The 24,484-nt window shown below is 71.9% G+C and carries 22 protein-coding genes and 1 tRNA gene; 8 read left to right on the top strand and 15 right to left on the bottom strand.

The genetic code is table 11. The features are described from left to right. Positions 1–60: 60 nt before the first annotated feature. Complete coding sequence (locus ACICHK_RS17385) at positions 61–549, bottom strand: GNAT family N-acetyltransferase (protein WP_406841250.1); 489 nt, start codon at positions 547–549, stop codon at positions 61–63. 256 nt (positions 550–805) lie between these two features. Here ACICHK_RS17385 and ACICHK_RS17380 point away from each other — a divergent pair, with 256 nt between their 5' ends. Then, a complete protein-coding gene (locus ACICHK_RS17380; protein ID WP_151471333.1) occupies positions 806–1,573 on the top strand; it encodes a response regulator transcription factor in 768 nt (255 codons plus the stop codon). Here ACICHK_RS17380 and ACICHK_RS17375 read toward each other — a convergent pair. Next, on the bottom strand, positions 1,532–2,029 hold the full coding sequence (locus tag ACICHK_RS17375) for a MarR family winged helix-turn-helix transcriptional regulator (RefSeq protein WP_103553555.1): 498 nt from the start codon (positions 2,027–2,029) through the stop codon (positions 1,532–1,534). The genes ACICHK_RS17380 and ACICHK_RS17375 overlap by 42 nt on opposite strands. Positions 2,030–2,206: 177 nt before the next feature. Here ACICHK_RS17375 and ACICHK_RS17370 point away from each other — a divergent pair, with 177 nt between their 5' ends. Beyond that, entirely contained in the window at positions 2,207–3,025 is an 819-nt protein-coding gene (locus ACICHK_RS17370) for a trans-aconitate 2-methyltransferase (RefSeq protein WP_406837614.1), read from the top strand. Beyond that, complete coding sequence (locus ACICHK_RS17365; protein WP_406837613.1) at positions 3,025–3,396, top strand: VOC family protein; 372 nt, start codon at positions 3,025–3,027, stop codon at positions 3,394–3,396. Before ACICHK_RS17370 ends, ACICHK_RS17365 begins: the two co-directional genes overlap by 1 nt. 22 nt (positions 3,397–3,418) lie before the next feature. Here ACICHK_RS17365 and ACICHK_RS17360 read toward each other — a convergent pair whose 3' ends face one another. Together ACICHK_RS17360 and ACICHK_RS17355 are read right to left on the bottom strand one after the other, a co-directional pair. Next, on the bottom strand, positions 3,419–4,099 hold the full coding sequence (locus ACICHK_RS17360) for a TetR/AcrR family transcriptional regulator (RefSeq protein ID WP_151471330.1): 681 nt from the start codon (positions 4,097–4,099) through the stop codon (positions 3,419–3,421). Next, positions 4,096–5,109 (bottom strand): acyl-CoA desaturase, encoded by a 1,014-nt coding sequence (locus ACICHK_RS17355; protein ID WP_406837612.1) that lies wholly within the window; start codon positions 5,107–5,109, stop codon positions 4,096–4,098. Before ACICHK_RS17355 ends, ACICHK_RS17360 begins: the two co-directional genes overlap by 4 nt. 350 nt (positions 5,110–5,459) lie before the next feature. Between ACICHK_RS17355 and ppc the strand changes: the two genes are divergently transcribed. After that, positions 5,460–8,192 carry a phosphoenolpyruvate carboxylase gene (gene ppc / locus ACICHK_RS17350; protein ID WP_151471328.1) on the top strand — a complete coding sequence of 911 codons (2,733 nt, stop codon included), beginning with the start codon at positions 5,460–5,462 and terminating at the stop codon, positions 8,190–8,192. Between the two features lie 155 nt (positions 8,193–8,347). On the opposite strand, the gene ACICHK_RS17345 is transcribed toward ppc, so the two are convergent. From ACICHK_RS17345 to ACICHK_RS17315, 7 genes are all read right to left on the bottom strand, one after another. After that, on the bottom strand, positions 8,348–8,857 hold the full coding sequence (locus ACICHK_RS17345) for a hypothetical protein (RefSeq protein WP_406837611.1): 510 nt from the start codon (positions 8,855–8,857) through the stop codon (positions 8,348–8,350). Positions 8,858–8,960: 103 nt separating this feature from the next. Beyond that, a complete protein-coding gene (gene pth / locus ACICHK_RS17340) occupies positions 8,961–9,572 on the bottom strand; it encodes an aminoacyl-tRNA hydrolase (RefSeq protein WP_103553205.1) in 612 nt (203 codons plus the stop codon). Between the two features lie 73 nt (positions 9,573–9,645). After that, the gene (locus tag ACICHK_RS17335) at positions 9,646–10,233 is read right to left on the bottom strand and encodes a 50S ribosomal protein L25/general stress protein Ctc (protein ID WP_406837610.1); all 588 of its coding nucleotides are present in this window, start codon (positions 10,231–10,233) and stop codon (positions 9,646–9,648) included. 183 nt (positions 10,234–10,416) lie between these two features. Beyond that, the gene (locus ACICHK_RS17330; protein WP_406837609.1) at positions 10,417–11,394 is read right to left on the bottom strand and encodes a ribose-phosphate diphosphokinase; all 978 of its coding nucleotides are present in this window, start codon (positions 11,392–11,394) and stop codon (positions 10,417–10,419) included. A gap of 131 nt (positions 11,395–11,525) precedes the next feature. Further along, positions 11,526–12,974 (bottom strand): bifunctional UDP-N-acetylglucosamine diphosphorylase/glucosamine-1-phosphate N-acetyltransferase GlmU, encoded by a 1,449-nt coding sequence (gene glmU / locus ACICHK_RS17325; RefSeq protein WP_151471323.1) that lies wholly within the window; start codon positions 12,972–12,974, stop codon positions 11,526–11,528. Between the two features lie 115 nt (positions 12,975–13,089). After that, positions 13,090–13,161, bottom strand: a tRNA-Gln gene (locus ACICHK_RS17320). A gap of 14 nt (positions 13,162–13,175) precedes the next feature. Continuing rightward, complete coding sequence (locus tag ACICHK_RS17315; RefSeq protein ID WP_406837608.1) at positions 13,176–14,036, bottom strand: hypothetical protein; 861 nt, start codon at positions 14,034–14,036, stop codon at positions 13,176–13,178. A gap of 167 nt (positions 14,037–14,203) precedes the next feature. Here ACICHK_RS17315 and ACICHK_RS17310 point away from each other — a divergent pair, with 167 nt between their 5' ends. Next, the gene (locus ACICHK_RS17310) at positions 14,204–15,523 is read left to right on the top strand and encodes a sensor histidine kinase (protein ID WP_151471321.1); all 1,320 of its coding nucleotides are present in this window, start codon (positions 14,204–14,206) and stop codon (positions 15,521–15,523) included. 283 nt (positions 15,524–15,806) lie between these two features. Here the strand turns inward: ACICHK_RS17310 and ACICHK_RS17305 are convergent, their stop codons facing one another. Together ACICHK_RS17305 and ACICHK_RS17300 are read right to left on the bottom strand one after the other, a co-directional pair. Next, complete coding sequence (locus ACICHK_RS17305; protein ID WP_406837607.1) at positions 15,807–16,334, bottom strand: SUKH-3 domain-containing protein; 528 nt, start codon at positions 16,332–16,334, stop codon at positions 15,807–15,809. 77 nt (positions 16,335–16,411) lie between these two features. Further along, positions 16,412–16,915, bottom strand: coding sequence for a YwqJ-related putative deaminase (locus tag ACICHK_RS17300; RefSeq protein WP_151471319.1), 504 nt, complete (start codon positions 16,913–16,915; stop codon positions 16,412–16,414). A 229-nt stretch (positions 16,916–17,144) separates the two neighbouring features. Between ACICHK_RS17300 and ACICHK_RS17295 the strand changes: the two genes are divergently transcribed. The 3 genes from ACICHK_RS17295 to ACICHK_RS17285 all read left to right on the top strand — a co-directional run bounded on the left by ACICHK_RS17295 (position 17,145) and on the right by ACICHK_RS17285 (position 21,963). Further along, the gene (locus tag ACICHK_RS17295; protein WP_151471318.1) at positions 17,145–18,131 is read left to right on the top strand and encodes an SMI1/KNR4 family protein; all 987 of its coding nucleotides are present in this window, start codon (positions 17,145–17,147) and stop codon (positions 18,129–18,131) included. Between the two features lie 7 nt (positions 18,132–18,138). Next, positions 18,139–20,814: an SUKH-4 family immunity protein gene (locus ACICHK_RS17290; protein WP_406837606.1), complete on the top strand. Its 2,676-nt coding sequence runs from the start codon at positions 18,139–18,141 to the stop codon at positions 20,812–20,814. Positions 20,815–21,075: 261 nt separating this feature from the next. Further along, on the top strand, positions 21,076–21,963 hold the full coding sequence (locus tag ACICHK_RS17285) for a cellulose-binding protein (protein ID WP_406837605.1): 888 nt from the start codon (positions 21,076–21,078) through the stop codon (positions 21,961–21,963). 88 nt (positions 21,964–22,051) lie between these two features. On the opposite strand, the gene ACICHK_RS17280 is transcribed toward ACICHK_RS17285, so the two are convergent. Together ACICHK_RS17280 and ACICHK_RS17275 are read right to left on the bottom strand one after the other, a co-directional pair. Then, the gene (locus tag ACICHK_RS17280; protein ID WP_406837604.1) at positions 22,052–23,686 is read right to left on the bottom strand and encodes a cation acetate symporter; all 1,635 of its coding nucleotides are present in this window, start codon (positions 23,684–23,686) and stop codon (positions 22,052–22,054) included. Beyond that, positions 23,683–24,243 (bottom strand): DUF485 domain-containing protein, encoded by a 561-nt coding sequence (locus ACICHK_RS17275; protein ID WP_406837603.1) that lies wholly within the window; start codon positions 24,241–24,243, stop codon positions 23,683–23,685. The genes ACICHK_RS17280 and ACICHK_RS17275 overlap by 4 nt, the downstream gene beginning before the upstream one ends. Positions 24,244–24,484 lie beyond the last annotated feature (241 nt).

Genomic DNA, 24,484 nt, shown 5'->3' with positions numbered 1-24,484 from the left:
TCGCCCCCTCCGCCCCTGCCCTTCCCGTACCCGGGGGCTCCGCCCCCGGACCCCCGCTCCTCAAACGCCGGAGGGGCTGGAACTTACGCGGGAGGGGTTGGAAAGCTGCTTCGTCAGGGTGTACTCCGTGATTCCCGGGGGGTAGTCGGGGATCACGGCCACCACCTCGTAGCCGTGTCCGCGGTAGAAGTCCGGGGCCTGGAAGTCCCAGGTCTCGACGCGGGCGGCGGTGCAGCCGCGTCCGGTGGCGGCCTGTTCGGCCTCGGTCAGGAGCCGGCTGCCCAGGCCCGCGCCCCGGTGGCGGTCGTCGACCCACAGATAGGTGACGTGCAGCCAGGTCGTCCAGGTGTGGCCCGCCAGGCCTCCGGCCAGGCCGCCGTCCTCGTCCAGGGCCCAGACGTGGAGCGGGAGTTCACGCTCGGCGGGGGTTCCGCGCAGAGCGCGCAGCGCCGGGGACGCCGCCGTGTTCGTCTCCAGCAGCCGTCTGCGGAGCAGATCCCGACGCTCCTTGTCGTCTCCTGTCTCGATACGAAACATACGGCTCACCATAAACGCGCTGGCCAACCAGTTCTGCAAATTGCCTTCCGCTCCCCGCCCCCGCCCGTACTCTGATGAACAGTGCCGGTGGGGGCCGGTGCTGATCAGGGGGCGAGACAGTCGGGTACGACGCCCGAAGTGGGGGTAGCACTTCCAGCACGGCGGCGGCCGTGCGGCGGAGGCGCCTCGTTTTCCGGCTCGTGAGCGGGTCCGGGATCACCTCGGGCGCCGTACCCGTACGGACCGTCCCCCGACAGTGGGGGTTTCTGTGGTTCGCATCCGAGTACTGGTCGTCGACGACCATCGCATCTTCGCCGAGTCGCTCGCCGCCGCGCTCGCGGCCGAGCCCGACGTCGACGTGTCCGCCGCCGGCAGCGGTCCGGCCGCGCTGCGCTGCCTCGAACGCGCGGCGGCCGAGGGCCGCCGCTTCGACGTGCTGCTCGTCGACGCCGACCTGGGCGGCAACCTGCCCGGCGTGCGTCCGGCGGTGCCCGTCCAGGAGAGCAACGAGGACAACCTGGTCGACGGCATCTCGCTCGTCGCCGGAGTGCGCTCCGGACAGCCGGGCGTACGGACCGTCGTGCTGGCCGAGAAGGACGAGCCGCGCAGGGCCGCGCTCGCCCTGCAGGCCGGGGCCTCGGGGTGGGTCGCCAAGGACTGCTCGCTGTCGCGGCTGCTCACCGTCATACGGGGTGTGCTGCGCGACGAGACCCATCTGCCGCCCGCCCTGCTCACCGGAGTGCTCCGGGAACTCACCGCCGCGCGCAAGCACCGCACCGAGAGCGAGCGGCTCGTCGAGTCGCTCACGCCCCGGGAGCGCGAGGTGCTGCGGTGCATGGTCGCCGGGCTCGGGCGCAAGGCGGTGGCCGAGCGGCTCTTCCTGTCGCCGCACACCGTCCGCACCCACATGCAGAACGTCCTCGGCAAGCTCGGGGTGCACTCCACCCTCGCCGCCGTGGCCCTGGCCCGGCGTGCCGGGGTCGGACCCGTCGACCTAACCGGGGATGTTGTCGAACGGGGCGGTCAACTGGCGTAGCAGTCCCGCCAGTTCGCCGCGCTGGGCCCGGCTCAGCTCGGCGAGGATCGCCCGCTCCTGGTCGAGCAGGCCGGCCAGCGCCTGGTCGGCGCGGTCGCACCCCTCGTCCGTGAGGCGCACGAGCACGCCCCTGCGGTCGCTCGGGTCCGGCAGGCGTTCCACCAGACCCTTCTTGGTCAGGCGGTCGATGCGGTTCGTCATCGTGCCCGAGGTGACGAGCGTCTGGGTCAGCAATTGCCCGGGAGAGAGCTGGTACGGGGATCCCGCGCGCCGCAGCGCGGTCAGGACGTCGAACTCCCAGGGCTCCAGGCCGTGCTCGGCGAAGGCGAGCCGGCGCGCGCGGTCCAGGTGCCGGGCCAGCCTGCTCACCCGGCTGAGCACCTCGAGCGGTTCCACGTCGAGGTCCGGGCGCTCCCGGCGCCACGCAGCGACCAGCCGATCGACCTCGTCCTCCATGACGATCAGTGTAGTGGTTGTGTCGACATGAAGTCTCTTGAGATGGAGTTTCTCGATGACGAGTCTCTTGACGTCGAGATAGTTTTCCTGTGAGGCTGGAGGTCCGAACGGTCCGGTCGCGGGCGCTCCTTCCGGGGCCCGCGACTCCCCCCGCGCCGACTCCCGAGGAGGCCACCCATGACCGCCGCCCCCAGCCCCACCTGGGACCCGGGCCAGTACCTGCGCCACTCCCGGCACCGGGCCCGCCCCTTCGCCGACCTCCTCGCCCAGGTGGGCGACCTTCCGGGCGACCCCGCCCGCATCGCCGACCTCGGCTGCGGCCCCGGCAACGTCACCGCCCGGCTCGCCGTCCGCTGGCCCACCGCCCACATCACCGGCTACGACAACTCCGCCGACATGCTGGCCAGGACCGAGGAGCACGCCGGTCCCACGGCCGACGGCGGACGGCTCGACTTCGCCCACGCCGACCTCACCGACTGGGTGCCCGCCGAGACGTACGACCTGATCACCTCGAACGCCGCGCTCCAGTGGGTGCCGGGACACCTGGACCTGCTCCCCGGCTGGCTCGACGCCCTCGCGCCCGGCGGCACCCTCGCCTTCCAGGTGCCGAACAACACCGACGCCCCGCTGCACGTCCTGCTGCGCGAACTCGCCGCCTCCCCGCGCTGGAAGGGCCTCCTCGGCGACACCGTCCGCCCCGCCGACTCGGTCCACGCCCCGCTCGTCTACCTGGATCGCCTGGAGCGCGCCGGCTGCCGCACGGACGTCTGGGAGACCACGTACATGCAACTGCTGACCGGGCCGGACCCCGTGCTCGACTGGACGAAGGGAACCGCGCTGCGACCCGTGCTGACCGCCCTCGCGGACGACCCCGAAGCCCAGGACGCCTTCGTCGCCGCCTACCGGGACCTGCTGCGCGAGGCCTACCCGGCCGAGCCCTACGGCACGGTGCTGCCGTTTCGCCGGCTGTTCGCCGTGGCCTGCAAGGAGGCCTGATGATCACCGCGCTCGACCACGTCCAGCTCGCCGCCCCGCCGGGCTCCGAGGACCGCCTGCGCGCCTACTACACGGGCGCCCTCGGCATGACCGAGACACCCAAGCCGCCCGCCCTCGCCGGCCGCGGGGGCTGCTGGTTCCGGACCGGAACCGTCCAGCTGCACCTCGGGATCGAGACCGCCTTCCGCCCCGCGAAGAAGGCCCACCCCGGACTGCGCGTCACCGGCATCGACGCCCTGGCCGCCCGCATCGCCGCCACCGGCGCCCCCGTCACCTGGGACGAGGACCTGCCCGGCCACCGGCGCTTCTTCTCCGAGGACCCCGTCGGCAACCGCCTCGAATTCCTGGAGCCGCTCCCGGACCCCGGCTGAACCGGGAGCGTGCACCGCGCCCTCAGGCCTTGCGGTGCCCTATCAACCGCGGCTTCGGCTCCAGACCGTCCAGACCGTGCCACGCCAGGTTCACCAGGTGCGCGGCCACCTCCGCCTTGCGCGGCTTGCGGACGTCCAGCCACCACTGGCCCGTCAGCGCGACCATGCCGACCAGCGCCTGGGCGTACAGCGGCGCCAGCTTCGGGTCGAAGCCGCGGCTCTTGAACTCACGGCCCAGGATGTCCTCCACCTGGGTGGCGATGTCCGAGATCAGGGACGCGAACGACCCCGTCGACTGCGGGATGGGGGAGTCGCGGACCAGGATGCGGAAGCCGTCCGTGTACTCCTCGATGTAGTCCAGGAGGGCGAACGCCGCCTGCTCGCACAGCTCCCGCGGGTGGCCCGCCGTCAGCGAGCCGGTCACCATGTCCAGCAGCCGCCGCATCTCACGGTCGACCACCACCGCGTACAGGCCCTCCTTGCCGCCGAAGTGCTCGTAGACCACCGGCTTGGAGACACCGGCCTTGGCCGCGATCTCCTCCACCGACGTGCCCTCGAACCCCTTGGCCGCGAACAGGGTGCGGCCGATCTCCAGCAGCTGCTGACGGCGCTCGGCGCCGGTCATGCGGGTGCGGCGCGCACGCCGCGGCTTTTCGTTGCTGCTCGGGGTGCTGCTGGAGTCGGTCGCCACGCCGTCAATCATGCCGCTTCGGCGGTTTCCGTCTCGCGCCGGGAGCCGTTCCCGTCGTCGCTGCGGCGCGAATCGATACGCGAGCGTGACGGCCAGCGCACGTCGTAGGCCCATCCGAGCTGTTCGAACCAGCGGATGATCCGCGCCGAGGAGTCGAGCTGGCCGCGGTCCACACCGTGCCGGGCGGACGTGGGGTCGGAGTGGTGGAGGTTGTGCCAGGACTCCCCGCACGAGAGCACCGCCAGCCACCACACGTTGCCCGAACGGTCACGCGACTTGAAGGGGCGCTTGCCGACCGCGTGGCAGATCGAGTTGATCGACCAGGTCACATGGTGCAGCAGAGCCACCCGGACGAGTGACCCCCAGAAGAACCCGGTGAACGCGCCCCACCACGACATCGTCACCAGACCGCCGATCAGGGCCGGCAGGGCCAGCGAGAGAACCGTCCAGAGGATGAACTGACGCGAGATCGCCCGGATCACCGGGTCCCTGACCAGATCCGGCGCGTACTTCTCCTGAGAGGTCCGCTCCTCGTCGAACATCCAGCCGATGTGCGCCCACCACAGGCCCTTCATCAGCGCCGGGACCGTCTCCCCGTACCGCCACGGCGAGTGCGGGTCCCCCTCCGCGTCGGAGAACCTGTGGTGCTTGCGGTGGTCGGCCACCCAGCGCACGAGAGGACCCTCGACCGCCATCGACCCCGCGATCGCGATCGCGATCCGCAGGGGACGCTTCGCCTTGAACGAGCCGTGGGTGAAGTAGCGGTGGTACCCGATGGTGACGCCGTGGCAGCCCAGGTAATAGAAGAAGACCAGCAGGCCGACGTCCAGCCAGCTCAGCCCCCGTCCCCAGGCCAGCGGCACCGCGGCGAGCAGCGCCAGGAACGGGACGGCGATGAAGAGGAGGAGGGTGATCTGTTCGAGCGACCCCTTCTTCTCGCCGCCGAGGGTCGCGGCGGGAAGCGGGGCGTCGTCGCCGTCCGCCCGCGGGGCGTCGTCGATCACATCGGAACTCGTGGCCATGGGCGTCCCCTGTGGGGTTCGAGGGTGAGGAACGGCGGGGAAGGGTGTCCGGGTGCGAACCCAGGGTCTCCCCGCTGTCCGACGGGAGTACCTACGGATCCGTAACCTACGGCGTCGTAAGTATGTCAGCGCGTAGCCCGGCGGCAAGAGCCCGTGGGCCTGCGCGTCCGGGGGGACACCTATCCTTGGTATCGGTCGGACAGCGCGGTCCGCTCTGATTTCTTCCCGGATGCCACCTCCCTAAGCGGCACCCGCCGCGCGCGGTCGTCACCCGGGTTCCCTCCCAGACGAGCTTCGAACGAGATTCCCCACTCTTCAGACGAGCTTCACCACTGCAAGGAGCCGCACCTGTGAGCAGTGCCGACGACCAGACCACGACGACCAGCAGCGAACTGCGCGCCGACATCCGCCGCCTGGGCGACCTGCTCGGCGAGACCCTTGTCCGGCAGGAGGGCCCCGAGCTCCTGGAGCTGGTCGAGAAGGTCCGCCGCCTGACCCGCGAGGACGGCGAGGCCGCCGCCGAGCTGCTGCGCGGCACCGAACTGGAGACCGCCGCCAAGCTGGTCCGTGCCTTCTCGACCTACTTCCACCTCGCCAACGTCACCGAACAGGTGCACCGCGGCCGCGAACTGCGCGCCAAGCGCGCCGCCGAGGGCGGCCTCCTCGCCCGGACGGCCGACCGGCTCAAGGACGCCGACCCCGAGCACCTGCGCCAGACGGTCAAGAACCTCAACGTCCGCCCCGTCTTCACCGCCCACCCCACGGAGGCGGCCCGGCGCTCGGTCCTCAACAAGCTGCGGCGCATCGCCGCGCTCCTGGAGACCCCGGTCATCGAGGCCGACCGCCGCCGCTACGACACCCGTCTGGCCGAGAACATCGACCTGGTGTGGCAGACGGACGAACTCCGGGTCGTGCGCCCCGAACCCGCCGACGAGGCACGCAACGCCATCTACTACCTCGACGAGCTCCACGCGAGCGCCGTCGGCGACGTCCTGGAGGACCTCACCGCCGAACTCGAGCGCGTCGGCGTCGCCCTCCCGGACGACACCCGCCCGCTCACCTTCGGCACCTGGATCGGCGGCGACCGCGACGGCAACCCGAACGTCACCCCCGCCGTCACCTGGGACGTCCTGATCCTCCAGCACGAGCACGGCATCAACGACGCCCTGGAACTCATCGACGAACTCCGCGGCTTCCTGTCGAACTCCATCCGCTACACCGGCGCCACCGAGGAACTCCTGGAATCCCTCCAGAGCGACCTCGAACTCCTGCCGGAGATCAGCCCCCGCTACAAGCGCCTCAACGCCGAGGAGCCCTACCGCCTCAAGGCCACCTGCATCCGGCAGAAGCTGGAGAACACCAAGCTCCGCCTGGCCAAGGGCACGCCCCACGAGGACGGCCGCGACTACCTCGGCACCGCCGAACTCCTGCGCGACCTCACCCTCATCCAGACCTCCCTGCGCGAGCACCGCGGCGGCCTGTTCGCCGACGGCCGCATGAACCGCACCATCCGCACGCTCGCCGCGTTCGGCCTCCAGCTCGCCACCATGGACGTACGCGAGCACGCGGACGCCCACCACCACGCCCTCGGCCAGCTCTTCGACCGCCTCGGCGAGGAGTCCTGGCGCTACGTGGACATGCCGCGCGACTACCGCGCCAAGCTCCTCGCCAAGGAACTGCGCTCCCGCCGCCCGCTCGCCCCCACCCCCGCGCCGCTCGACGCCGCCGGACAGAAGACCCTCGGCGTCTTCGAGACCGTCAAGAGGGCCCTGAAGGTCTTCGGGCCCGAGGTCATCGAGTCGTACATCATCTCGATGTGCCAGGGCGCCGACGACGTCTTCGCCGCCGCCGTCCTCGCCCGCGAGGCCGGACTGCTCGACCTGCACGCCGGCTGGGCCAAGATCGGCATCGTGCCCCTCCTGGAGACCACCGACGAGCTCAAGGCCGCGGACACCATCCTGGAGGACATGCTCTCCGACCCCTCGTACCGCCGTCTGGTGGCACTGCGCGGGGACGTCCAGGAGGTCATGCTCGGCTACTCCGACTCCTCCAAGTTCGGCGGCATCACCACCTCCCAGTGGGAGATCCACCGCGCCCAGCGCCGGCTGCGCGACGTCGCCCACCGCTACGGCGTACGCCTGCGCCTCTTCCACGGCCGCGGCGGCACCGTCGGCCGCGGCGGCGGCCCCTCGCACGACGCGATCCTCGCGCAGCCCTGGGGCACCCTGGAGGGCGAGATCAAGGTGACCGAGCAGGGCGAGGTCATCTCCGACAAGTACCTCATCCCCTCCCTGGCCAGGGAGAACCTGGAACTGACGGTCGCCGCCACGCTCCAGGCGTCCGCCCTGCACACCGCACCCCGCCAGTCCGACGAGGCCCTCGCCCGCTGGGACGCCGCGATGGACGTCGTCTCCGACGCCGCCCACGCCGCCTACCGCGAACTCGTCGAGGACCCCGACCTGCCGACGTACTTCCTCGCCTCCACGCCCGTCGACCAGCTCGCCGACCTGCACCTGGGCTCGCGGCCCTCCCGCCGCCCCGGCTCGGGCGTCTCGCTCGACGGACTGCGCGCCATCCCGTGGGTCTTCGGCTGGACCCAGTCCCGGCAGATCGTGCCCGGCTGGTTCGGCGTGGGCTCCGGCCTCAAGGCCCTGCGCGAAGCGGGCCTGGACACCGTGCTCGACGAGATGCACGAGCAGTGGCACTTCTTCCGGAACTTCATCTCGAACGTCGAGATGACCCTCGCGAAGACCGACCTGCGGATCGCCCGCCACTACGTCGACACCCTCGTCCCGGACGAGCTCAAGCACGTCTTCGACGCCATCGAGGCCGAACACGAGCTGACCGTGCGCGAGGTGCTGCGGGTCACCGGCGGCGAGAAGCTGCTCGACACCAACCCGGTGCTCCAGCAGACCTTCGCCATCCGCGACGCCTACCTGGACCCGATCTCCTACCTCCAGGTCGCCCTCCTCAAGCGCCAGCGCGACGAGGCCGCGGCCGGCCAGGCGGCGGACCCGCTGCTCTCGCGGGCCCTGCTCCTGACGGTCAACGGTGTGGCGGCGGGCCTGCGCAACACCGGCTGACGCGCGCCGACGCACACCGACGCACGAGAAGGCGCCCTCCGCGCTCGTACCCGTACGAGCGCGGAGGGCGCCTTCGCGCGTCCGTGGGACCTCCGGACTTCCGGGCTTCCGGGCTTCCGGGCCCGGGCGGATTCCCGTGCGTGTCCCGTGAGGGGCTAGAGGACCAGGATCGTGGCCGTCAACAGGGCGATCCCCGCGCCCGCCATCACCCAGGCCGCGCGGGTCAGCCGCAGACCGCCCGCGACCACCACCGAGGCCAGCAGCAGGGCCCCCGCCAGCGGGACCCAGGCGTAGAGCAGACCGGCCGGGCCGCTGCGGACGACCTCGTCGCTGCCGGGCTTCACCGTGACCGTGTACGTCCGGCCCTTCTCCACCGCCACCGACTGGTCGATGACGACACGGGAGCGCGCCCGCGAACCCGGCGACACCGGCGTGTACGGCCCCGTACAGACGTCCCCCGAGCACGACCGCACGGCGATCGTGCCCTGCTCCCGGCCCTTGCCCAGCATCACGTGCTGGGCGGTGCCCCAGGAGGCCCAGACGCCCGCGATCAGGATGAGCCCGGTGACCACGCCCATCACCGCGAGCTGTCCGAGACGCAGCGCGGGGTGTGCGCTCCGGCGGGAGCCTCGATGTGCGGCGACGGCAGGCATGGCGGGGATCATTGGCCATGGCCGTGCGCTCGGTCAACCCCGGCAGGGGACAAGTCGGCAGTTGTACGAGTACGTCGGCCACCCGGCCCCGGACCCCCGCGATCCGGACCGGCCCTCAGGAGTTGTACGTGCCCTGGGCCCGCTCCAGGCCCTCGATCACCAGACACTCCACCGCGTCCGCCGCCCGGTCCACGAAGTAGTCCAGCTCCTTGCGCTCCGCGGACCCGAAGTCCTTCAGCACGAAGTCCGCGACCTGCATCCGGCCCGGAGGCCGCCCGATGCCGAACCGCACCCGGTGGTAGTCCGCGCCCATCGCCTTCGTCATCGACTTCAGCCCGTTGTGACCGTTGTCGCCGCCGCCCAGCTTCAGCCGCAGCACGCCGTAGTCGATGTCGAGCTCGTCGTGGACGGTCACGATGTTCGCCGTCGGCACCTTGTAGAAGTCCCGCAGCGCGGTCACCGGACCGCCCGACAGGTTCATGTACGACATCGGCTTGGCCAGGATCACCCGGCGGTTCGCCGGACCCGGCGGGCCGATCCGCCCCTCGATCACCTGGGCCTGCGCCTTGCCCGCCCGCTTGAACTTCCCGCCGACCCGCTCCGCCAGCAGATCGGCCACCATGAAGCCCACATTGTGCCGGTTCATGGCGTACTCGGGGCCCGGATTGCCGAGGCCCACGATCAGCCAGGGCGCATTGGCGTCGGTCGTCACGTCCGTGTCTCCCATGTGTCCTTGATACGCGGCAGCCGCCGCTCCCGGGAAGGAGCGGCGGCTGACACAGATGAAGATTCCGGGGGGATCAGGCCTCGGCGGCAGCCTCGGTCTCGCCCTCGGCGGCCGGCTCCTCGGCCTGCGCCGACAGGATCTGGATGACGACCGCGTCCTCGTCGATCGCCAGCGTGGTGCCCTTGGGGAGCTTGATGTCCTTGGCGTGGATGGAGTCGCCGGCCTCCAGGCCCTCGATGGAGACGGTGACCGACTCCGGGATGTGGGTGGCCTCGGCCTCGACCGTCAGGGTGTTCAGCACGTTCTCGACGAGGAAGCTGCCCGGGGCCAGCTCACCCTCGGTCTGCACGGGAACCTCGACGGTGACCTTCTCGCCACGCTTCACGAGGAGCAGGTCCACGTGCTCGAGGAAGCCCTTGATGGCGTCGCGCTGGACGGCCTTCGGGATCGCCAGCTCGGACTTGCCGTCGAGGTCCAGGGAGATCAGGACGTTCGGCGTGCGCAGCGCGAGCAGCAGCTCGTGGCCCGGCAGCGTCACGTGGACCGGGTCCGTGCCGTGACCGTAGACGACACCGGGAACCTTGCCCTCGCGACGGACGCGGCGGGCGGCACCCTTGCCGAACTCGGTACGGGACTCGGCGGCGAGCTTCACCTCGGACATGTTCACTCCTCGTAGATCTTGGGGAAGAAGGTCACCCGGCCAAACCATCGGCCTGCTACGAAGAGCGCGTCGATAACGGACCGCCGCACACAAGTGCGGCCTCCCTCGCCGAGCAACTGTGACAGCTTACGGGGCGGGGAGGCCGTACAAGAAATCGATCTAGGCGACCGGCGGGGCCGGGGCCTACTGCTCCTCGAACAGGCTCGTCACCGAACCGTCCTCGAAGACCTCACGCACCGCGTCCGCGATCGTCGGGGCGATCGAGAGCACCGTGATCTTGTCGAGCTCCAGCTCACCCGGGGTCGGCAGGGTGTCCGTGAAGATGAACTCGCTGACCTTCGAGTTCTTCAGACGGTCGGCCGCCGGACCGGAGAGCACACCGTGCGTGGCCGTCACGATGACGTCCTCCGCGCCGTGCGCGAACAGCGCGTCCGCGGCGGCGCAGATGGTGCCACCGGTGTCGATCATGTCGTCGACGAGCACGCAGACGCGGCCCTTCACGTCACCGACCACCTCGTGCACGGTGACCTGGTTGGCGACGTCCTTGTCCCGGCGCTTGTGCACGATGGCCAGCGGAGCGTCCAGACGGTCGCACCAGCGGTCGGCCACCCGCACCCGGCCGGCGTCCGGGGAGACGACGGTCAGCTTGGAGCTGTCGACCTTGGCGCCCACGTAGTCGGCGAGGATCGGCAGCGCGAACAGGTGGTCCACCGGGCCGTCGAAGAAGCCCTGGATCTGGTCCGTGTGCAGGTCGACCGTCAGGATGCGGTCCGCGCCGGCCGTCTTCATCAGGTCGGCGACCAGACGCGCCGAGATCGGTTCACGTCCGCGGTGCTTCTTGTCCTGACGGGCGTAACCGTAGAAGGGCACGATCACGGTGATGCTCCGGGCGGAGGCCCGCTTCAGAGCGTCGATCATGATCAGCTGTTCCATGATCCACTTGTTGATGGGGGCCGTGTGGCTCTGCATCAGGAAGCAGTCGGCGCCGCGCGCGGACTCCTGGTAGCGAACGTAGATCTCGCCGTTCGCGAAGTCGAAGGCCTTCGTCGGGACGACCCCGACACCCAGCTTGTGGGCGACCTCCTCGGCAAGCTCGGGGTGGGCGCGGCCGGAGAAGAACATCATCTTCTTCTCGCCGGTCGTCGTCTTGATCCCGGTCACAGCACTGTCTCCTCAGAGGTCATCTCAGTGGGCGCGAGAGGTCTTCCCCGCTGGATTGCGAGAGGTTCTCTCAGCTGGGGTGCGGATGTGCACTTATCACGGTACGCCGTTCCCGACGTGCCGTTTTCCGGTCAGCTTTCGTCTGCCGGTTCCCGGGAGGCCGTCTCCGCCGCCTTCGCGGCGGCGCTCCCGGGACGCTTGCGGGCCACCCAGCCCTCGATATTGCGCTGCTGACCACGGGCCACGGCCAGCGAGCCGGGCGGCACGTCCTTGGTGATGACGGAGCCCGCCGCGGTGTACGCGCCGTCCCCGACCGTGACAGGAGCCACAAACATGTTGTCCGAACCCGTGCGGCAGTGCGACCCGATCGTCGTGTGGTGCTTCTCCTGGCCGTCGTAGTTCACGAACACGCTCGCGGCACCGATGTTCGAGTACTCGCCGATCGTCGCGTCACCCACGTACGACAGGTGCGGGATCTTCGTCCCCTCGCCGATCGTCGCGTTCTTCGTCTCGACGTACGTGCCGACCTTGGCCTTCAGACCGATCCGCGTGCCCGGACGCAGGTACGCGAACGGACCCACCTTCGCCTCGGGACCCACCTCGGCGGTGTCGGCCACGGTGTTGTCGACGCGGGCGCCGGCGCCCACCCGGGTGTCCTTCAGACGGCAGTGGGGACCGACCTCGGCGCCCTCGGCCACATGGGTGGCGCCCAGGAGCTGCGTCCCGGGGTGCACGACCGCGTCCGGCTCGAAGGTGACCGTCACGTCGACCCAGGTCGTCGCGGGGTCGACGACGCTGACGCCGGCCAGCATGGCCCGCGTGAGCAGCCGGTCGTTCAGGATGCGGCGGGCCTCGGCGAGCTGGACGCGGTTGTTGATGCCGGCGATCTCGCGGTGGTCGGCGGCGACGGACGCGCCCACGCGGTGCCCGGCCTCGCGCAGGATGCCGAGGACGTCCGTCAGGTACTCCTCGCCCTGGCTGTTGTCCGTCCGCACCTTGCCGAGGGCGTCGGCGAGCAGCCGGCCGTCGAAGGCGAAGACGCCTGAGTTGATCTCGCGGATCGCGCGCTGCGAGTCGCTCGCGTCCTTGTGCTCGACGATCGCGGTGACCGCGCCGCTGGCGCCGTCCCGCACGATGCGGCCGTAGCCGGTGGCGTCGGGGACCTCGGCGGTCAGCACGGTGACGGCGTTGCCGTCGGCGCTGTGGGTCGAGGCCAGCGCGAGCAGGGTCTCGCCGCTGAGCAGGGGGGTGTCGCCGCAGACCACGACGACCGTGCCGTCCACGCCGCCGCCGAGCTCCTCGAGGCCCATCCGTACCGCGTGCCCGGTGCCGTTCTGCTCGGCCTGCACCGCCGTCCGGACGCCCGGGTCGATCTCCGCGAGGTGCCCGACGACCTTCTCGCGCGCGTGCCCGACGACGACCACCAGGTTCTCGGGGTCCAACTCGCGCGCGGCGGCCAGCACGTGCCCGACGAGGGAGCGGCCGCAGATGTCGTGCAGGACCTTGGGTGTGGCCGATTTCATACGGGTGCCCTCACCCGCTGCGAGTACTACGACGGCGGCCGGGCGGATGGCGCTCACGGGGTTGCCCTTCGGCTGTGGATGGCGGGGGGTGGACATCCGCAGGATACCGGGGCGAAACAGGAGGGATATGAGGAAGGGCCCTGACAGAGGTCAGGGCCCGGACCGAGCATCGCTCCCCCGCCAGGACTCGAACCTGAAATACATCATCCAAAGTGACGTGTGTTGCCGATTACACCACGGGGGATTACCAGGTGAAGCCTACGCGGTTCGCCGCGTGGCCTCCACCACCATGCCAGACCACCAGCCTTCGATGCGACGGTACAAGTCGGCACCCTTCAAGACTCTGACGACCAGACAACCCCGGTACGAGTCACCGATGTTCTTCCGGACCGTCCTCGGGTTGTGCTTCTTGAGCGTCGTCAGTTGGAGGGCGGAAGCGTCGATCCCGACGAGGGCGGACCAGTACTGTTCGGCGGCGGCCACATCCGCGGTTTCGTGGATCATGACGCGGAAGCGCAGCCGATCCGGCGTCACGTCCAGCAGATCCAGCCACTCGAGGTAGACCCGAATCACGCCCGGATCGCTGTTGACGAAGATCACGTTTTCCCGTCGGGCGTAGGGCTTGTCCTTGGTCCCTTCGGCCCAGTACAAGGCGACGCCGGCCATGAACAGCTCTCGGTCGGTCATCGCGCCGATCTCGCTCGCGGCGGCCGCCTTGGTCTGCTGCCGCTGCTCGTCCCGCACGGCGAGCTCGTGGTCCCACCTCTTGCGGACCGCGAGCTTCGCCTGCTCGGTCGGGTCCCGCCGTTCCGGCTTCGGCAGGTCCCGGACCCACAAGGAGATCGAGCTCTTCGAGCAGCCCAGTTCGACCTGGATCCGGTCGTAGGTCCAGCCCTGGAGGCGTAGCTCGCGGGCCCTGGCGCGGAGGTCGTCCTTCGCGCGGGGGCGCCTGGTCCAGTCCGGGGGCGGTTCGCCCTGGAGGAGGCGGTTGAGGATGTCGTTGTTGTGGATGCGCAGGCGGTCGCGGATCTGGCGGCGGCTGAGGCCCGCTCGGCGCAGCGTCACTGCTTCTTCGCGCAAGGTCTCGAAATTCGCGTACTTGCCGGATGGATGTGCCATGGGCATACCGTCGGGTCGGAATGTGGAATTCCGGGGTCGAACGGTGATCGATTCAATAGTTCGAGGGATATCGGTAGGTTTCGGGTCTGTTCGAGGGTGAGATGTGGTGTAGGCCAGTCGGAGAAACTCACCGGAAATGGTCAAGGGTGCGACCGTAGGCTGGAGCCATGACCACGACGGGGGAAGAGCACACCGCGGCCGGGACCGGGCCGTGGTGGTGGGTCGGATGGCGCGGTGCCGTGCTGGACGCGGGGCTCGCCCTGGTGTCCGCGTTCGAGTGCGGCAGCGAGGGGGTCCGCTTCGCGCACGACGCGGGACTGCCGGCCCCGGTGGGTGTGGTGTTCGGGGCGGTCTCGGGGTCCGTGCTGCTGGTGCGGCGGAAGTGGCCGATCGCGGTCGTCCTGGTGTCCATCGCGATCACGCCCGCCCAGATGGGGTTCCTGATGGGGCTCGTCGGGCTCTACACGCTCGCCGCGTCCGAGCTGCCGCGGCGCATCACCGCGGCGCTGGCCGGGATGTCCTTCGTCGGCATGCTGATCGTGACGTTCGTCCGGGCGCACCAGAGCGTGGTGCGCGGGGACGTGCCGATGGGGAGCTGGCTGGTCCCGTTCGCCTCCCTCACGACGGCGATCGGGATGACGGCGCCGCCCGTGCTGCTCGGGCTGTACATGGGGGCCAGGCGGCGGCTGATGGAGAGCCTGCGGGAGCGGGCGGACTCGCTGGAGCGGGAGCTGCAGCTGCTCGCGGAGCGGGCGGAGGAGCGGGCGGAGTGGGCGCGCAACGAGGAGCGCACCCGGATCGCGCGGGAGATGCACGACGTGGTCGCGCACCGGGTCTCCCTGATGGTCGTGCACGCGGCGGCGCTGCAGGCGGTCGCCCGGAAGGATCCCGAGAAGGCCGTGAAGAACGCCGCCCTGGTGGGGGACATGGGGCGTCAGGCGCTCACGGAGCTGAGGGAGATGCTGGGGGTGCTGCGTACGGGGGACGGGCTGGACGCGCGGGTGCCGTCGGTGCCGCTGGCGGCGGTGGGTGCGGCGGCCGCCGCGGCCGCCGCGGCCGCGTCGCGGGTGGCGGACGACTCCGGGGGCGGTGAGGGGCCGAGTCTGGCCGAGATCGACGAGCTGATCGGGCAGTCGGCGGCGGCGGGGATGGTCGTGGCGCTGTCGGTCGAGGGGGATCTGCGCGGGTACGCCCGTGAGATCGAGCAGACCGCCTACCGGGTGGTGCAGGAGGCGCTCACGAACGTCCACAAGCACGCGGCGGGGGCCAAGACGTACGTCCGGCTGGCGCACCGGGTGTCCGAGATCGCGATGCAGGTGGAGAACGAGTGTCCGCCGGAGGTGGGGGCGGGGTCGTCCGTGGGGCTGCCCAGTGGGGGGAACGGGTTGCTGGGGATGAAGGAGCGGGTGGCCGCTCTGGGGGGTGTGTTCGTGTCGGGGCCGACCGATGCGGGTGGGTTCCGGGTGTCGGCCGTCATCCCCGCGTAGCCCTCCGGGCGGTGCGGTGCGGTGCGGTGCGGTGCCGGTCCGGTGGTGGGTCGGGGCCGTGCCGGTGCATCAGCCCGTCGCCGTTGGACGGAGATGTGGCCGTCGGTGGCGACGGGCATCGATGTACCGGCACGGCCCCTTCCGCCGGATCCCGGCTGCGGGTGCAGTTTTCAGTCCCGGCCGGGGAAAGTTTCAGCCCCTCCGGCGTTTGAGGAGCGGGGTCCGGGGCGGAGCCCCGGGTCGGGTCGGGTAGGGGCGGAGGGGGCGAAAAAACCTGCCGGGGTCAGGTGGTCAGGCGGGCCGGGGAGGCTCCGGTGAGGAGGGTGGTGAGGGCCGCGTCGATGTGGGGGCCGAGGTACCAGTCGCCGGTGTGGTCGAGGGTGTAGACGCGTCCCTCGGCATCGATGGCGAGCAGGGCGCGGGAGTCGGCCTCCTCGCCCAGGGGGCAGACCTCGGTGTCGAGCGCGCGGCCGAGGTCGCCGAGGGTGCGGGCCATGTGCAGCCCGTGCAGGGGGTCGATATGGAGCGCGGCGGGGGCGAGCCGGCGTCCGGGCCCCTTGGCGGCGACGCGCAGTCCTCCGAACTCGGCCCAGGCCTCGACCGCCGCGGGGAACACGGCGTGCCGGTGTCCGGCCGGTGACGTGTGTCCGCGCAGTTCGTCGGCCCAGTACTCGGCCTGCTTTATGTCCCAGCGTCCCGGCTGCCATCCCGCCGAGCGCAGCGCGGCGTCCACGGGGTCGGGGAAGCGTGTCGTGGGTCCTCCCGGCCCGGGCGGGGAGAAGGTGCTGGGGGAGGGGCGTTCGGAGCGCATCTGCCCTTCGTTCGTAGAGGGATGGGACTCGGCGCCGTGGGGCGCCGTCATGCGTACGTGTGCGCGGAGGGGGGAGTTCAGGCGTCCGGTGCTGCCGGATCGACGATGCGTACGCCGAAGTGGCCGCTGAGCGCCGTGCAGGAGCGGCAGGGGGTGGCGAAGCTGCCGTGCAGGGGGTCGCCGTCCTCGCGGATGCGGCGTGCGGTGAGTTTGGCTCCCTTGAGGGCCCTGCGGGCCTCGCCGTTGGTCATCGGCTTGCGGCCGGCGCGCTTGCTGCGTTCGGCGTCGGCGGAGGCGATCTGGCGGGAGATCAGGATGGCCTCGGCGCAGCGGCCGGTGAAGCGGTCGCGTTGTGCGTTGGTGAGGGTGTCGAGGAAGTCCTGCACCAACGGGTGGAGGGCGGGCGGCTGGTCGCCTCGGGCGGCCGTGCCGGTGAGGGTGGTGCCGCGGACGGAGAGGGCGGCGGCGACGGTGGGGAGTATGCCGTCGCGGCGGTACAGCAGGACGGGTGCGTGCAGCGCTTCGGCGCTGCTCCAGCCGACCCGGGGGTCCCCGGACGTGCTCGTATGCGTCGCGTTCATGATCGTCTTTCCCTCCCGTGCATCCCCCGGTGCGGAGACAGACTGCCAAACGGCGTGGCGGGAGCGGTAGCTGGGGCGTCGCGACACGCCAGGTCTTAGGCATACCGTCACCGTGGGGTGACGGCTGGTCACGGAACCGGAGGCCCGGTGACCGGTGTCGTACAACCGAATAGGCTGTCGACATCCGCGCTCCATCCAGCTACTGAAGACGCCGCAGGGGGAAACCGCCATGACGACAGGTCGGCTCGGGCAGCAGGCCGCGCCGCCGAACGCGGCCTACGCCGGGCAGGTCGTGCACTTCCCGGATCCGGTCCGGGCGGCGCGCCATCCCAGAGGCGTGCGGATCGACGAGCGCGGCTATCCGGACTTCTCCCTCTACGCGCGTGCCGCGGCGGAGATCGCCGAGCCCCCGGAGGGTTTCGGCGTCGACGAGTTGAGGCTGACGGACTACGTCTCCGCGAACGCCGCTCTGGCCGCGTCGGGGCACGACCTGTGGGACACGATCCCGTCGGTGGCGACTCCGCACGGCTGGACGTGGCACCACGTGGCGGGCACCCGGCGGCTGGAGCTGGTGCCGGTCGAGGTGAAGGCGCTGCTGCGGCACCACGGTGGTGTCGCGACGGCGGCCGTCGACCACGCCAAGCGGGGGACGCGGCCGTTGCAGGAGACGCGGCCCGCGCACTTCGGGCTGCCGAAGTCGTCGGTCTCGGTGACCGAGCAGCAGGTGCTGGCGGTCGAGGAGGACCTGGGCTACCGGCTGCCCGGTGCCTACCGGTCGTTCCTGAAGGCCGCGGGCGGGTGCGCGCCGGTCGGTGCCGCGCTCGACGCCGAGCTCGGACTGCTGGTGGACCAGCCGTTGTTCACCGTGCGCGACGAGGCCGCGGTCAACGACCTCGTGTACGTCAACAAGTGTCTGCGCGACCATCTGACCAAGGATTACCTGGGTGTCGGGTTCGTGCAGGGCGGTCTGCTGGCGGTGAAGGTGAAGGGCGACCGGATCGGTTCGGTCTGGTTCTGCGCGTTCGACGACGCCCGTGACCAGGACGCGTGGCCGGCGGCCGAGCGGGTGCAGCGGCTGCTGCTGCCGTGCGGTGACGACTTCGACCAGTTCCTGTCCCGGCTCGCGGGCAATCCGCCGGAGCTGGAGACGGTGGCGAATCTGATGGTGGACGGCGGCTTCGCCCGTGCCGTGCCCGTCTCTTCGGTGGGGGAGTGAGGCTGCGATGGTGACCTTCGCGCAGGCGCAGGAGCGCGCGGAAGAGTGGATCAACGGGGACGTCGCCGGGTACCAGCACCGCGAGGTGCGGGTGCGCGAGTTCGAACTCGGTTTTGTCGTATGGGCGGAGGACCGTGCCGAGGGACCGCGTTCCGACGGGGGCGCGCAGCGGCTCGTCATCGCGCGGGACAGCGGGGAGGCCACGCTGTGGCCCGCGCTGCCGGTGGGTGAGGTCATCCGCAGGTACGAGGAGGAGTACGGGGTGCCGGCCGGGGCTCCCGAACCGGCGCCGGCGCCGGCGGCCCGGGTGGACCTGAACCAGACGTCGTTCCTGCTGAGTCCTCCGGAGTGGTTGCAGGAGGCCGCGGACAGGATGGGGATCCCGGACCGGCGTGCCGGGTCGGGGTCGTCCGGTTCCGACGGGGCGGGTTCCCGTCCGGCCGGGGCCTCTTCGGCGGGCGGTTCCGGTAACGGGGCTGCCGTGGGCGGGAGTTCGCCGTCCGGTGCGCCGGGGGACTCCGGTGGGCGCGGAGCCGTGGCCGCGCCGGGGGCGCACGCCGCTTCCCCGGCCGTGGCGCCGGTTCCCGCCTCGGCCACGCCGTGGCCGGCCGCCGCGACCGACGACGAGGCTCCCGGGCCGCAGGGCGCGGGGCCGGCCGTTCCCGCCGACGCGACCCCGTGGGCGGGGACGGACACGAACGCCGATCCCGGGGACGACCGTTCCGTGCCGCTGCCGGCGACCGTGTTCGCTCCGCCGCTGACGGACGTCGACGACTCGCGCACCCCGCCGCCCGTCGCCGCGCACGATCAGACCGCCATGATGTCGGGGGGCAGCCAGCTCCCGCGCACGACGGTGTCGCCGGTGGCCGGCGGTCCGAACTCTCCCGTGCCGCCCGGTTCTTCACAGGGGCACGGCCTGCCCGGCGCACCCGTCGTCGGCGGTCCGCAGGGGACGCCGCCTCCGGGCGCGCCCGCGTACGGCTTCCCGCACGGTCCGGGAGGCGGTCCGGGCACTCCGCCGCCCGCCGCGCCGTCGAGGCCGCTGCCTCCGAACGCGGGTGACATCGCCGACGCCGCGACCAGCAAGGCGCAGCCGCCCCGGGCGGCGCGCGGCGGGGCGAACGCTCCGCATCCGCCGAGCGCTCCGGGGGTTCCGGGCGCACGGCCGGGCAGCACGCCTCCGCCGTCCGCACCGCCCGCCCCGGGTGCGCCCGCGGGCGGTTACGTGCCGACGCAGCTGGTCTCGCAGCTCGGTCCCGACGGGCCCGAGGGGGTGCCCGGCGCACCCAAGCCGCCCGGCGCGACGCCTCCTCCGGGCGATGTCCACCATGCCGCGACGATGCTGGCCGGGCCTCCGGCGGGCGGCCCTGGCGCGCCGCAGCCGCCTGGTGCGCCCGGTGCGCCCGGTGCGCCGGTTCCGCCGGGTGCCACGCCCGCGGGCGGGGCGCACCACGCCGCGACGATGCTGGCCGGGCCTCCGGCGGGCGGTCCCGGTGCGCCGCAGCCTCCGGGTGCGCCCGGTGCTCCCGGGGGCACGCCCTCCGGTGAGGTGCACCACGCGCCGACCATGTTCGCCCCTCCGGCCGGAGGTCCCGGTACGCCGCCGCCCCCGCAGGCCCCCGGCATGCCGCCGGGCGTTCCCCAGCCGCTGCCCGGGCAGCAGCCCGCACCGGGGCAGCAGCCGGCGTACGGCTATCCGCAGACGGGGCAGCCGACCGTCGGTCCCGGCTATCAGGCCGTGCTGCGCTACCGGGCCCACGACGGGTCGGAGCAGCAGCTGATCCGGCGGTCCGCGCCGGGCACGCCGCACCCGGAGTGGCAGATCCTGCACGAGCTGCGCGCGATGAACGTGCCGCCGCAGCAGGTGCTGGAGCTGCACACGGAGCTGGAGTCCTGTGAGCTGCCGGGCGCCTACTGCGCGCGGATGATCAGGGAGACCTTCCCGCAGGCGCGGATCACGAGCATCGCGCCGTACGGCACGGACCACGCGAGCCGGCAGCAGGGGATGCACCAGCTCCTCGCGCACCAGGGCGAGCTGCACCAGGTGGCGGACGGGCCGGCGCGTCCGGCGCCGGTGCGGGCGCCGATCCCGCCGGTGCAGCCCGCGCCGCCGATCCCGCCGGAGGCGATCGCGCAGGAGCTGGCGGCGGCGTTCGGGCCGGGGATGTTCCGGTTCGACCAGGCCGCCGTGTCGCGGCAGGGCGTGCCGCCGATCGTGGCGCACACCCTGGTCGTGGCGGGGCTGCCGGTCGACATGGGGCCGTTCTTCTGGGCACAGGCCCAGCCGGGCCGTCCGGTGCCCACGCTGGCCGAACTGGCGCAGGAGCGCGGGGTGGCGGCGTCCCAGGACGCGGGCTCGTACCTCGTCATGGGCAGCGACTTCGGCAAGGCGATCTGTGTCCAGTACGGCACGGCGAACATCGTCGCCGTGCCGGTGGAGGCCGGTCCCGGGGGTGCTCCGGTGCCGCCGCAGTTCGTGAACACCGGTCTGCCCGAGTTCGCGCGCTGCCTGGCGCTGCTCGGACGGATGTGGCGGCTGCGGTTCGGTCTCAACCAGGAGCAGGCGGGCCGCTGGACCGTCGACTTCCAGGCCCAGCTCGCCTCGCTCGACCCGGCGGCGCTGGCCTCCCCGGAGAGCTGGTGGTCGGTCCTGCTGGAGGAGATGTGGGACGGGCTGCTCTAGGGCCTGTCCGACGGTCCCGTGGAGCACGGCGGGACCGGGCGGTGAAGCAGCGGTACGGATGAGGCGCTCGGCCCGGTTCACGGGTCGGGCGCCTCGCTCGTTTCGTCCACGCTGATGCCGCTGATCTCAAATGACTCGTCCGTGACCTGTCTCTGGCCGAATGAATGGGCGGAGTGTCGCGTTATGAACACTTCCGCGTGATCCATCAAGATGTGCGCGAAATCGTCTTTTCGTGTGTGTCGGGCGGAGAGGGGTCCAAGGATGAGCAGCACACCGGTGTCGCCGTACGGCTTCGTGGCCGTACGGGGACGCGGCTACCGTCCCGAACAGGTCGACGCGTACGCCGCGGCGCTCTCCCGGGACCGGGACGCCGCCTGGGAGCGGGCCGCCCGGCTCACCGTGCTGGCGAAGGGCATGGAGGCCGAGGCGGAACGGCTGCGGGAGGCCGTGACGCGGCTCGCCCCGCAGACGTACGAGGAGCTCGGCGAACGGGCGCGGCGGATCTTCGAGCTCGGCGAGGAGGAGGCCGCGGCCCTGCTGGAGGAGGCCCGGCAGGAGGCCCGTTCGGAGGCCGAGGCGGCCGAGGCGGTGGGGCGTGACGTGCGGGAGGCCGCGCAGGCGTACGCGGACGAGGTGCGGGACGCGGCGGAGGAGTGGGCCCTGCAGCGGCTGCTCGGCGCGCGGGCGGAGGCCGACGAGGTACGTGTCTCCGCGCGGCGGGAGGTGAAGGAGAACCGGGGGGAGGTGCTCGCGGCGCTGCGCGAGGTGCGGGGGCGGGCGGAGGCCCTGACCGCCGGGCAGGAGGCGGAGCACGCCGCGCGGTGGGCGGAGGCCGAGCGGGCCGTCGCCGAGCGCGAGGCCGTCTTCGAGGCCGACCGGCTCGAACGCGAGGCCCGTGCCGGGGAGTCGCTCGTCCAGGCCGAACGGGTCCTCGCGGAGGCGGAGGAGTGGGACCGGCACCAGCAGGAGGACGCGGCGGCGCGCGCGGCCGAGCTGGTCGCCGAGGCGCGGGTCTGCGAGGAGCGGATCGCCCGGGAGACCGACCGGGTGCTGCGGGAGCACGGGGAGCGGTGGGAGCACGTACGGGCTCACATGGACCACGTACGCAGCAGTCTCACCTCCCTCACGGGGAAGGCTCCTGCGGAGTAGCTCTTCCGGGTCGGGGAGGCCCCGCCGCGCGGTGCTTCCCCGACCGCTCCGCGGCGGGTTTCCCGCTCGCCCACCGTCTCGTCCCGTTTCACCGCCCCCTCGGTCTCGCCCCCGCCAGGATCCAGCCCTCCACCGCCTCGTACTGCTTGCGCTGTTCCTCCGCCTTGCGGCGGCCCGAGGCCACCGTCCCGATCCACCCGTAGGCGAACCCCAGCGGGATCGACACGATGCCGGTCGTGGTGAACGGGAACCAGTTGAAGTCGGCGTCCGGGAACGCGGCGGCGGGGGAGCCGGAGACGAGGTTGGTGCCGGGCATGAGGACGAGGACGGTGAGGGTGCCGCCGATGAGGGTGGCGAGCAGGCCGGCACGGGTGTAGCGGCGCCAGAAGAGGCTGTAGACGAGCGCGGGTGCGATCGCGGAGGCGCCGATGCAGAAGGACAGGGTGACCAGGGGCTGCAGGCTGTGGTGCTGGGCCAGGGTGGAGAGCAGGATGGCGGGGACCCCCACCGCCAGCGCGGAGACGCGGGCGAGGAGCATCTCGCGGCGCGGGGAGAGCTCGTCGCCCCGGCGCCGGCCGCGGAAGAGCCTGCTGTGGGCGAACACGTCGTGGGCGAGGGAGTTGGCGCAGGCCAGGATCATCCCGGCGACGGACGCGAGCAGGGTCAGGAAGATCGCTGTCGTGACGGTGGTGAACAGGAGGGTCTCGGCCGTGGAGACGGAGGTGCCGAAGGCCGCCCGGGAGCCCAGCAGATAGGCCGTGTTGCCCTGGGGGTCGGCCGCCGCGATCGCCTCGCGGCCGATCAGGGCCGTGGCGCCGAAGCCGATGACGCTGACGATCAGGACGAACAGGGCCACGCTCGGCACCGCCCAGGACAGTGACCGGCGCACCTGGCGGGCGCTGTCGGCCGTGTACATGCGCATGGTGATGTGGGGGAGGCAGGCGCCGCCGAGGACGACCGTGAGCTCCGAGGTGATCATGTCCAGGCGGGGGCTGGCACCGCCCGCGAACTGGAGGCCGGAGCGGAGGAACGCGTCGCCCACACCGCTGTTGCCGGCCGCGGCGGCCAGCAGGGTGCCGGGGTTCCAGTCGAAGCGGTGGAGGACGAGGACGGCGACCACCAGGCCCGAGCCGAGCAGCATCACGATCTTCAGGATCTGGATGAGGGCGGTGCCCTTCATGCCGCCGATCGCCGCGTAGCTGATCATCAGCGCGCCGAGGCCGATGACGCAGCCGGTCTTGATGGAGTCGTTGGAGAAGCCGAGGATGAACGCCAGCAGGTCGCCCGCGCCCGCGAGCTGGACCAGCATCAGCGGCAGCAGCGCCACGAGGGTCACCGCGCAGGCCGTGTTGCGGACGGCGCGGCCCGGCGTGCGGCGCGCGAGCGCGTCGCCCATGGTGAACCGGCCCGCGTTGCGCAGCGGTTCGGCCAGCAGGAACATCAGCAGCATCAGGGACAGGGCCGTGCTCAGGGCGAGGACCACGCCGTCGTAGCCGGCCAGCGCGATGACGCCGCCGGTGCCGAGCACGCTCGCGGCGGAGATGTAGTCCCCGGCGATGGCGAGGCCGTTGCGCATCGGCGAGAGCGATCCGTAGCCGGTGTAGAACTCGTCCAGGTCGTCGCGGTCCGGGCCGGTCATCACGCACAGCAGCAGGGTGGTCGTGGCGACGGCCGTGAACGCCACGAGGGACATGGTCTGCGCGGACGTGGTGGATCCCGTCATCGTGCCGCCTGCCGTCTCGCGTCGAGTTCGCTCTGTCTGCGGATGCGGTCCGCGACCGGGTCCAGGCGCCGGCGCGCGGAGTACTCGTACACGGCGATGGCGAGGCAGGTGACGGGGACCTGGAGCAGGCCGAGCAGTAGACCGGTCGACAGTCCGCCGGACACCGTGCCCGTCATCAGCGAGGGCGCGAAGGCCGACAGGAGGAGGAAGAGGGTGAAGTAGCCGAGGGCGGTCAGGGTGGCGACGCGGCGCTGGCGGCGGTAGGCGCCGCGCAGGACCCTGATGTCGCTGTGCTGTCCGAGGGGCCGGTGGCGGGGCGTCCGCCGGGGCGGGGGCTCGGCCGGCCGGGGCCTGGGCCGCCAGGGGTAGGTCAGCCCGCCGGGGGCGGGGGCCGCCGGGTCGGGCGGCGGGTACGCGGGGTGCCGGGGATCCTCCGGGTGGGCCGGGTACGGCTGGTACAGGGGGGCTCGGGGGGACGGGGGCGACGGGTACGGGCGTCGGTGCGACTGCTGCCGGCGCGGTCCTTGGGGCTCGGGGGACGAGAACGGGTCGGGCATCCCGGTTCTCCTTGCGTGGCTCGGGTCCGGGGCGGGACCGCAGGGAGCGGGGGGTGAGCAGCGCGCACGCTACTCGTAGGTAGCGGGGCCGCGCGACCGTTTCGCCGAACTGGGCGGTCGGTACGCGCTTACTTCGGTGACCTGGGGTGTTACCCGCGTTTACCTGTGGAGTTCCCCTGGAGCCGCCATGGAGGTTCTCCGGTCCTCCCGTGGGGAGCGGGCGCCCCGGGGCCGGTCCGCG

This window comes from Streptomyces sp. AHU1 (assembly GCF_045343905.1).
GTDB lineage: Bacteria > Actinomycetota > Actinomycetes > Streptomycetales > Streptomycetaceae > Streptomyces > Streptomyces triticiradicis.
Note: the sequence above shows the minus strand (reverse complement) of the source record. Positions and strands in the feature narration are given on the sequence as shown.

What these genes read in the sequence shown, in the direction of transcription:
- ACICHK_RS17385 (WP_406841250.1), bottom strand. Translation starts at nt 549, where the DNA reads ATGGTGAGCCGTATGTTTCGTATCGAGACAGGAGACGACAAGGAGCGT.
- ACICHK_RS17290 (WP_406837606.1), top strand. Translation starts at nt 18,139, where the DNA reads ATGGTGACCTTCGCGCAGGCGCAGGAGCGCGCGGAAGAGTGGATCAAC.
- ACICHK_RS17360 (WP_151471330.1), bottom strand. Translation starts at nt 4,099, where the DNA reads ATGATTGACGGCGTGGCGACCGACTCCAGCAGCACCCCGAGCAGCAAC.
- ACICHK_RS17375 (WP_103553555.1), bottom strand. Translation starts at nt 2,029, where the DNA reads ATGGAGGACGAGGTCGATCGGCTGGTCGCTGCGTGGCGCCGGGAGCGC.
- ACICHK_RS17300 (WP_151471319.1), bottom strand. Translation starts at nt 16,915, where the DNA reads ATGAACGCGACGCATACGAGCACGTCCGGGGACCCCCGGGTCGGCTGG.
- ACICHK_RS17355 (WP_406837612.1), bottom strand. Translation starts at nt 5,109, where the DNA reads ATGGCCACGAGTTCCGATGTGATCGACGACGCCCCGCGGGCGGACGGC.
- ACICHK_RS17315 (WP_406837608.1), bottom strand. Translation starts at nt 14,036, where the DNA reads ATGGCACATCCATCCGGCAAGTACGCGAATTTCGAGACCTTGCGCGAA.
- ACICHK_RS17370 (WP_406837614.1), top strand. Translation starts at nt 2,207, where the DNA reads ATGACCGCCGCCCCCAGCCCCACCTGGGACCCGGGCCAGTACCTGCGC.
- ACICHK_RS17280 (WP_406837604.1), bottom strand. Translation starts at nt 23,686, where the DNA reads ATGACGGGATCCACCACGTCCGCGCAGACCATGTCCCTCGTGGCGTTC.
- ACICHK_RS17365 (WP_406837613.1), top strand. Translation starts at nt 3,025, where the DNA reads ATGATCACCGCGCTCGACCACGTCCAGCTCGCCGCCCCGCCGGGCTCC.
- ACICHK_RS17345 (WP_406837611.1), bottom strand. Translation starts at nt 8,857, where the DNA reads ATGATCCCCGCCATGCCTGCCGTCGCCGCACATCGAGGCTCCCGCCGG.
- ACICHK_RS17310 (WP_151471321.1), top strand. Translation starts at nt 14,204, where the DNA reads ATGACCACGACGGGGGAAGAGCACACCGCGGCCGGGACCGGGCCGTGG.
- ACICHK_RS17275 (WP_406837603.1), bottom strand. Translation starts at nt 24,243, where the DNA reads ATGCCCGACCCGTTCTCGTCCCCCGAGCCCCAAGGACCGCGCCGGCAG.
- ACICHK_RS17285 (WP_406837605.1), top strand. Translation starts at nt 21,076, where the DNA reads ATGAGCAGCACACCGGTGTCGCCGTACGGCTTCGTGGCCGTACGGGGA.
- ACICHK_RS17335 (WP_406837610.1), bottom strand. Translation starts at nt 10,233, where the DNA reads ATGTCCGAGGTGAAGCTCGCCGCCGAGTCCCGTACCGAGTTCGGCAAG.
- ACICHK_RS17305 (WP_406837607.1), bottom strand. Translation starts at nt 16,334, where the DNA reads ATGCGCTCCGAACGCCCCTCCCCCAGCACCTTCTCCCCGCCCGGGCCG.
- pth (WP_103553205.1), bottom strand. Translation starts at nt 9,572, where the DNA reads ATGGGAGACACGGACGTGACGACCGACGCCAATGCGCCCTGGCTGATC.
- ACICHK_RS17295 (WP_151471318.1), top strand. Translation starts at nt 17,145, where the DNA reads ATGACGACAGGTCGGCTCGGGCAGCAGGCCGCGCCGCCGAACGCGGCC.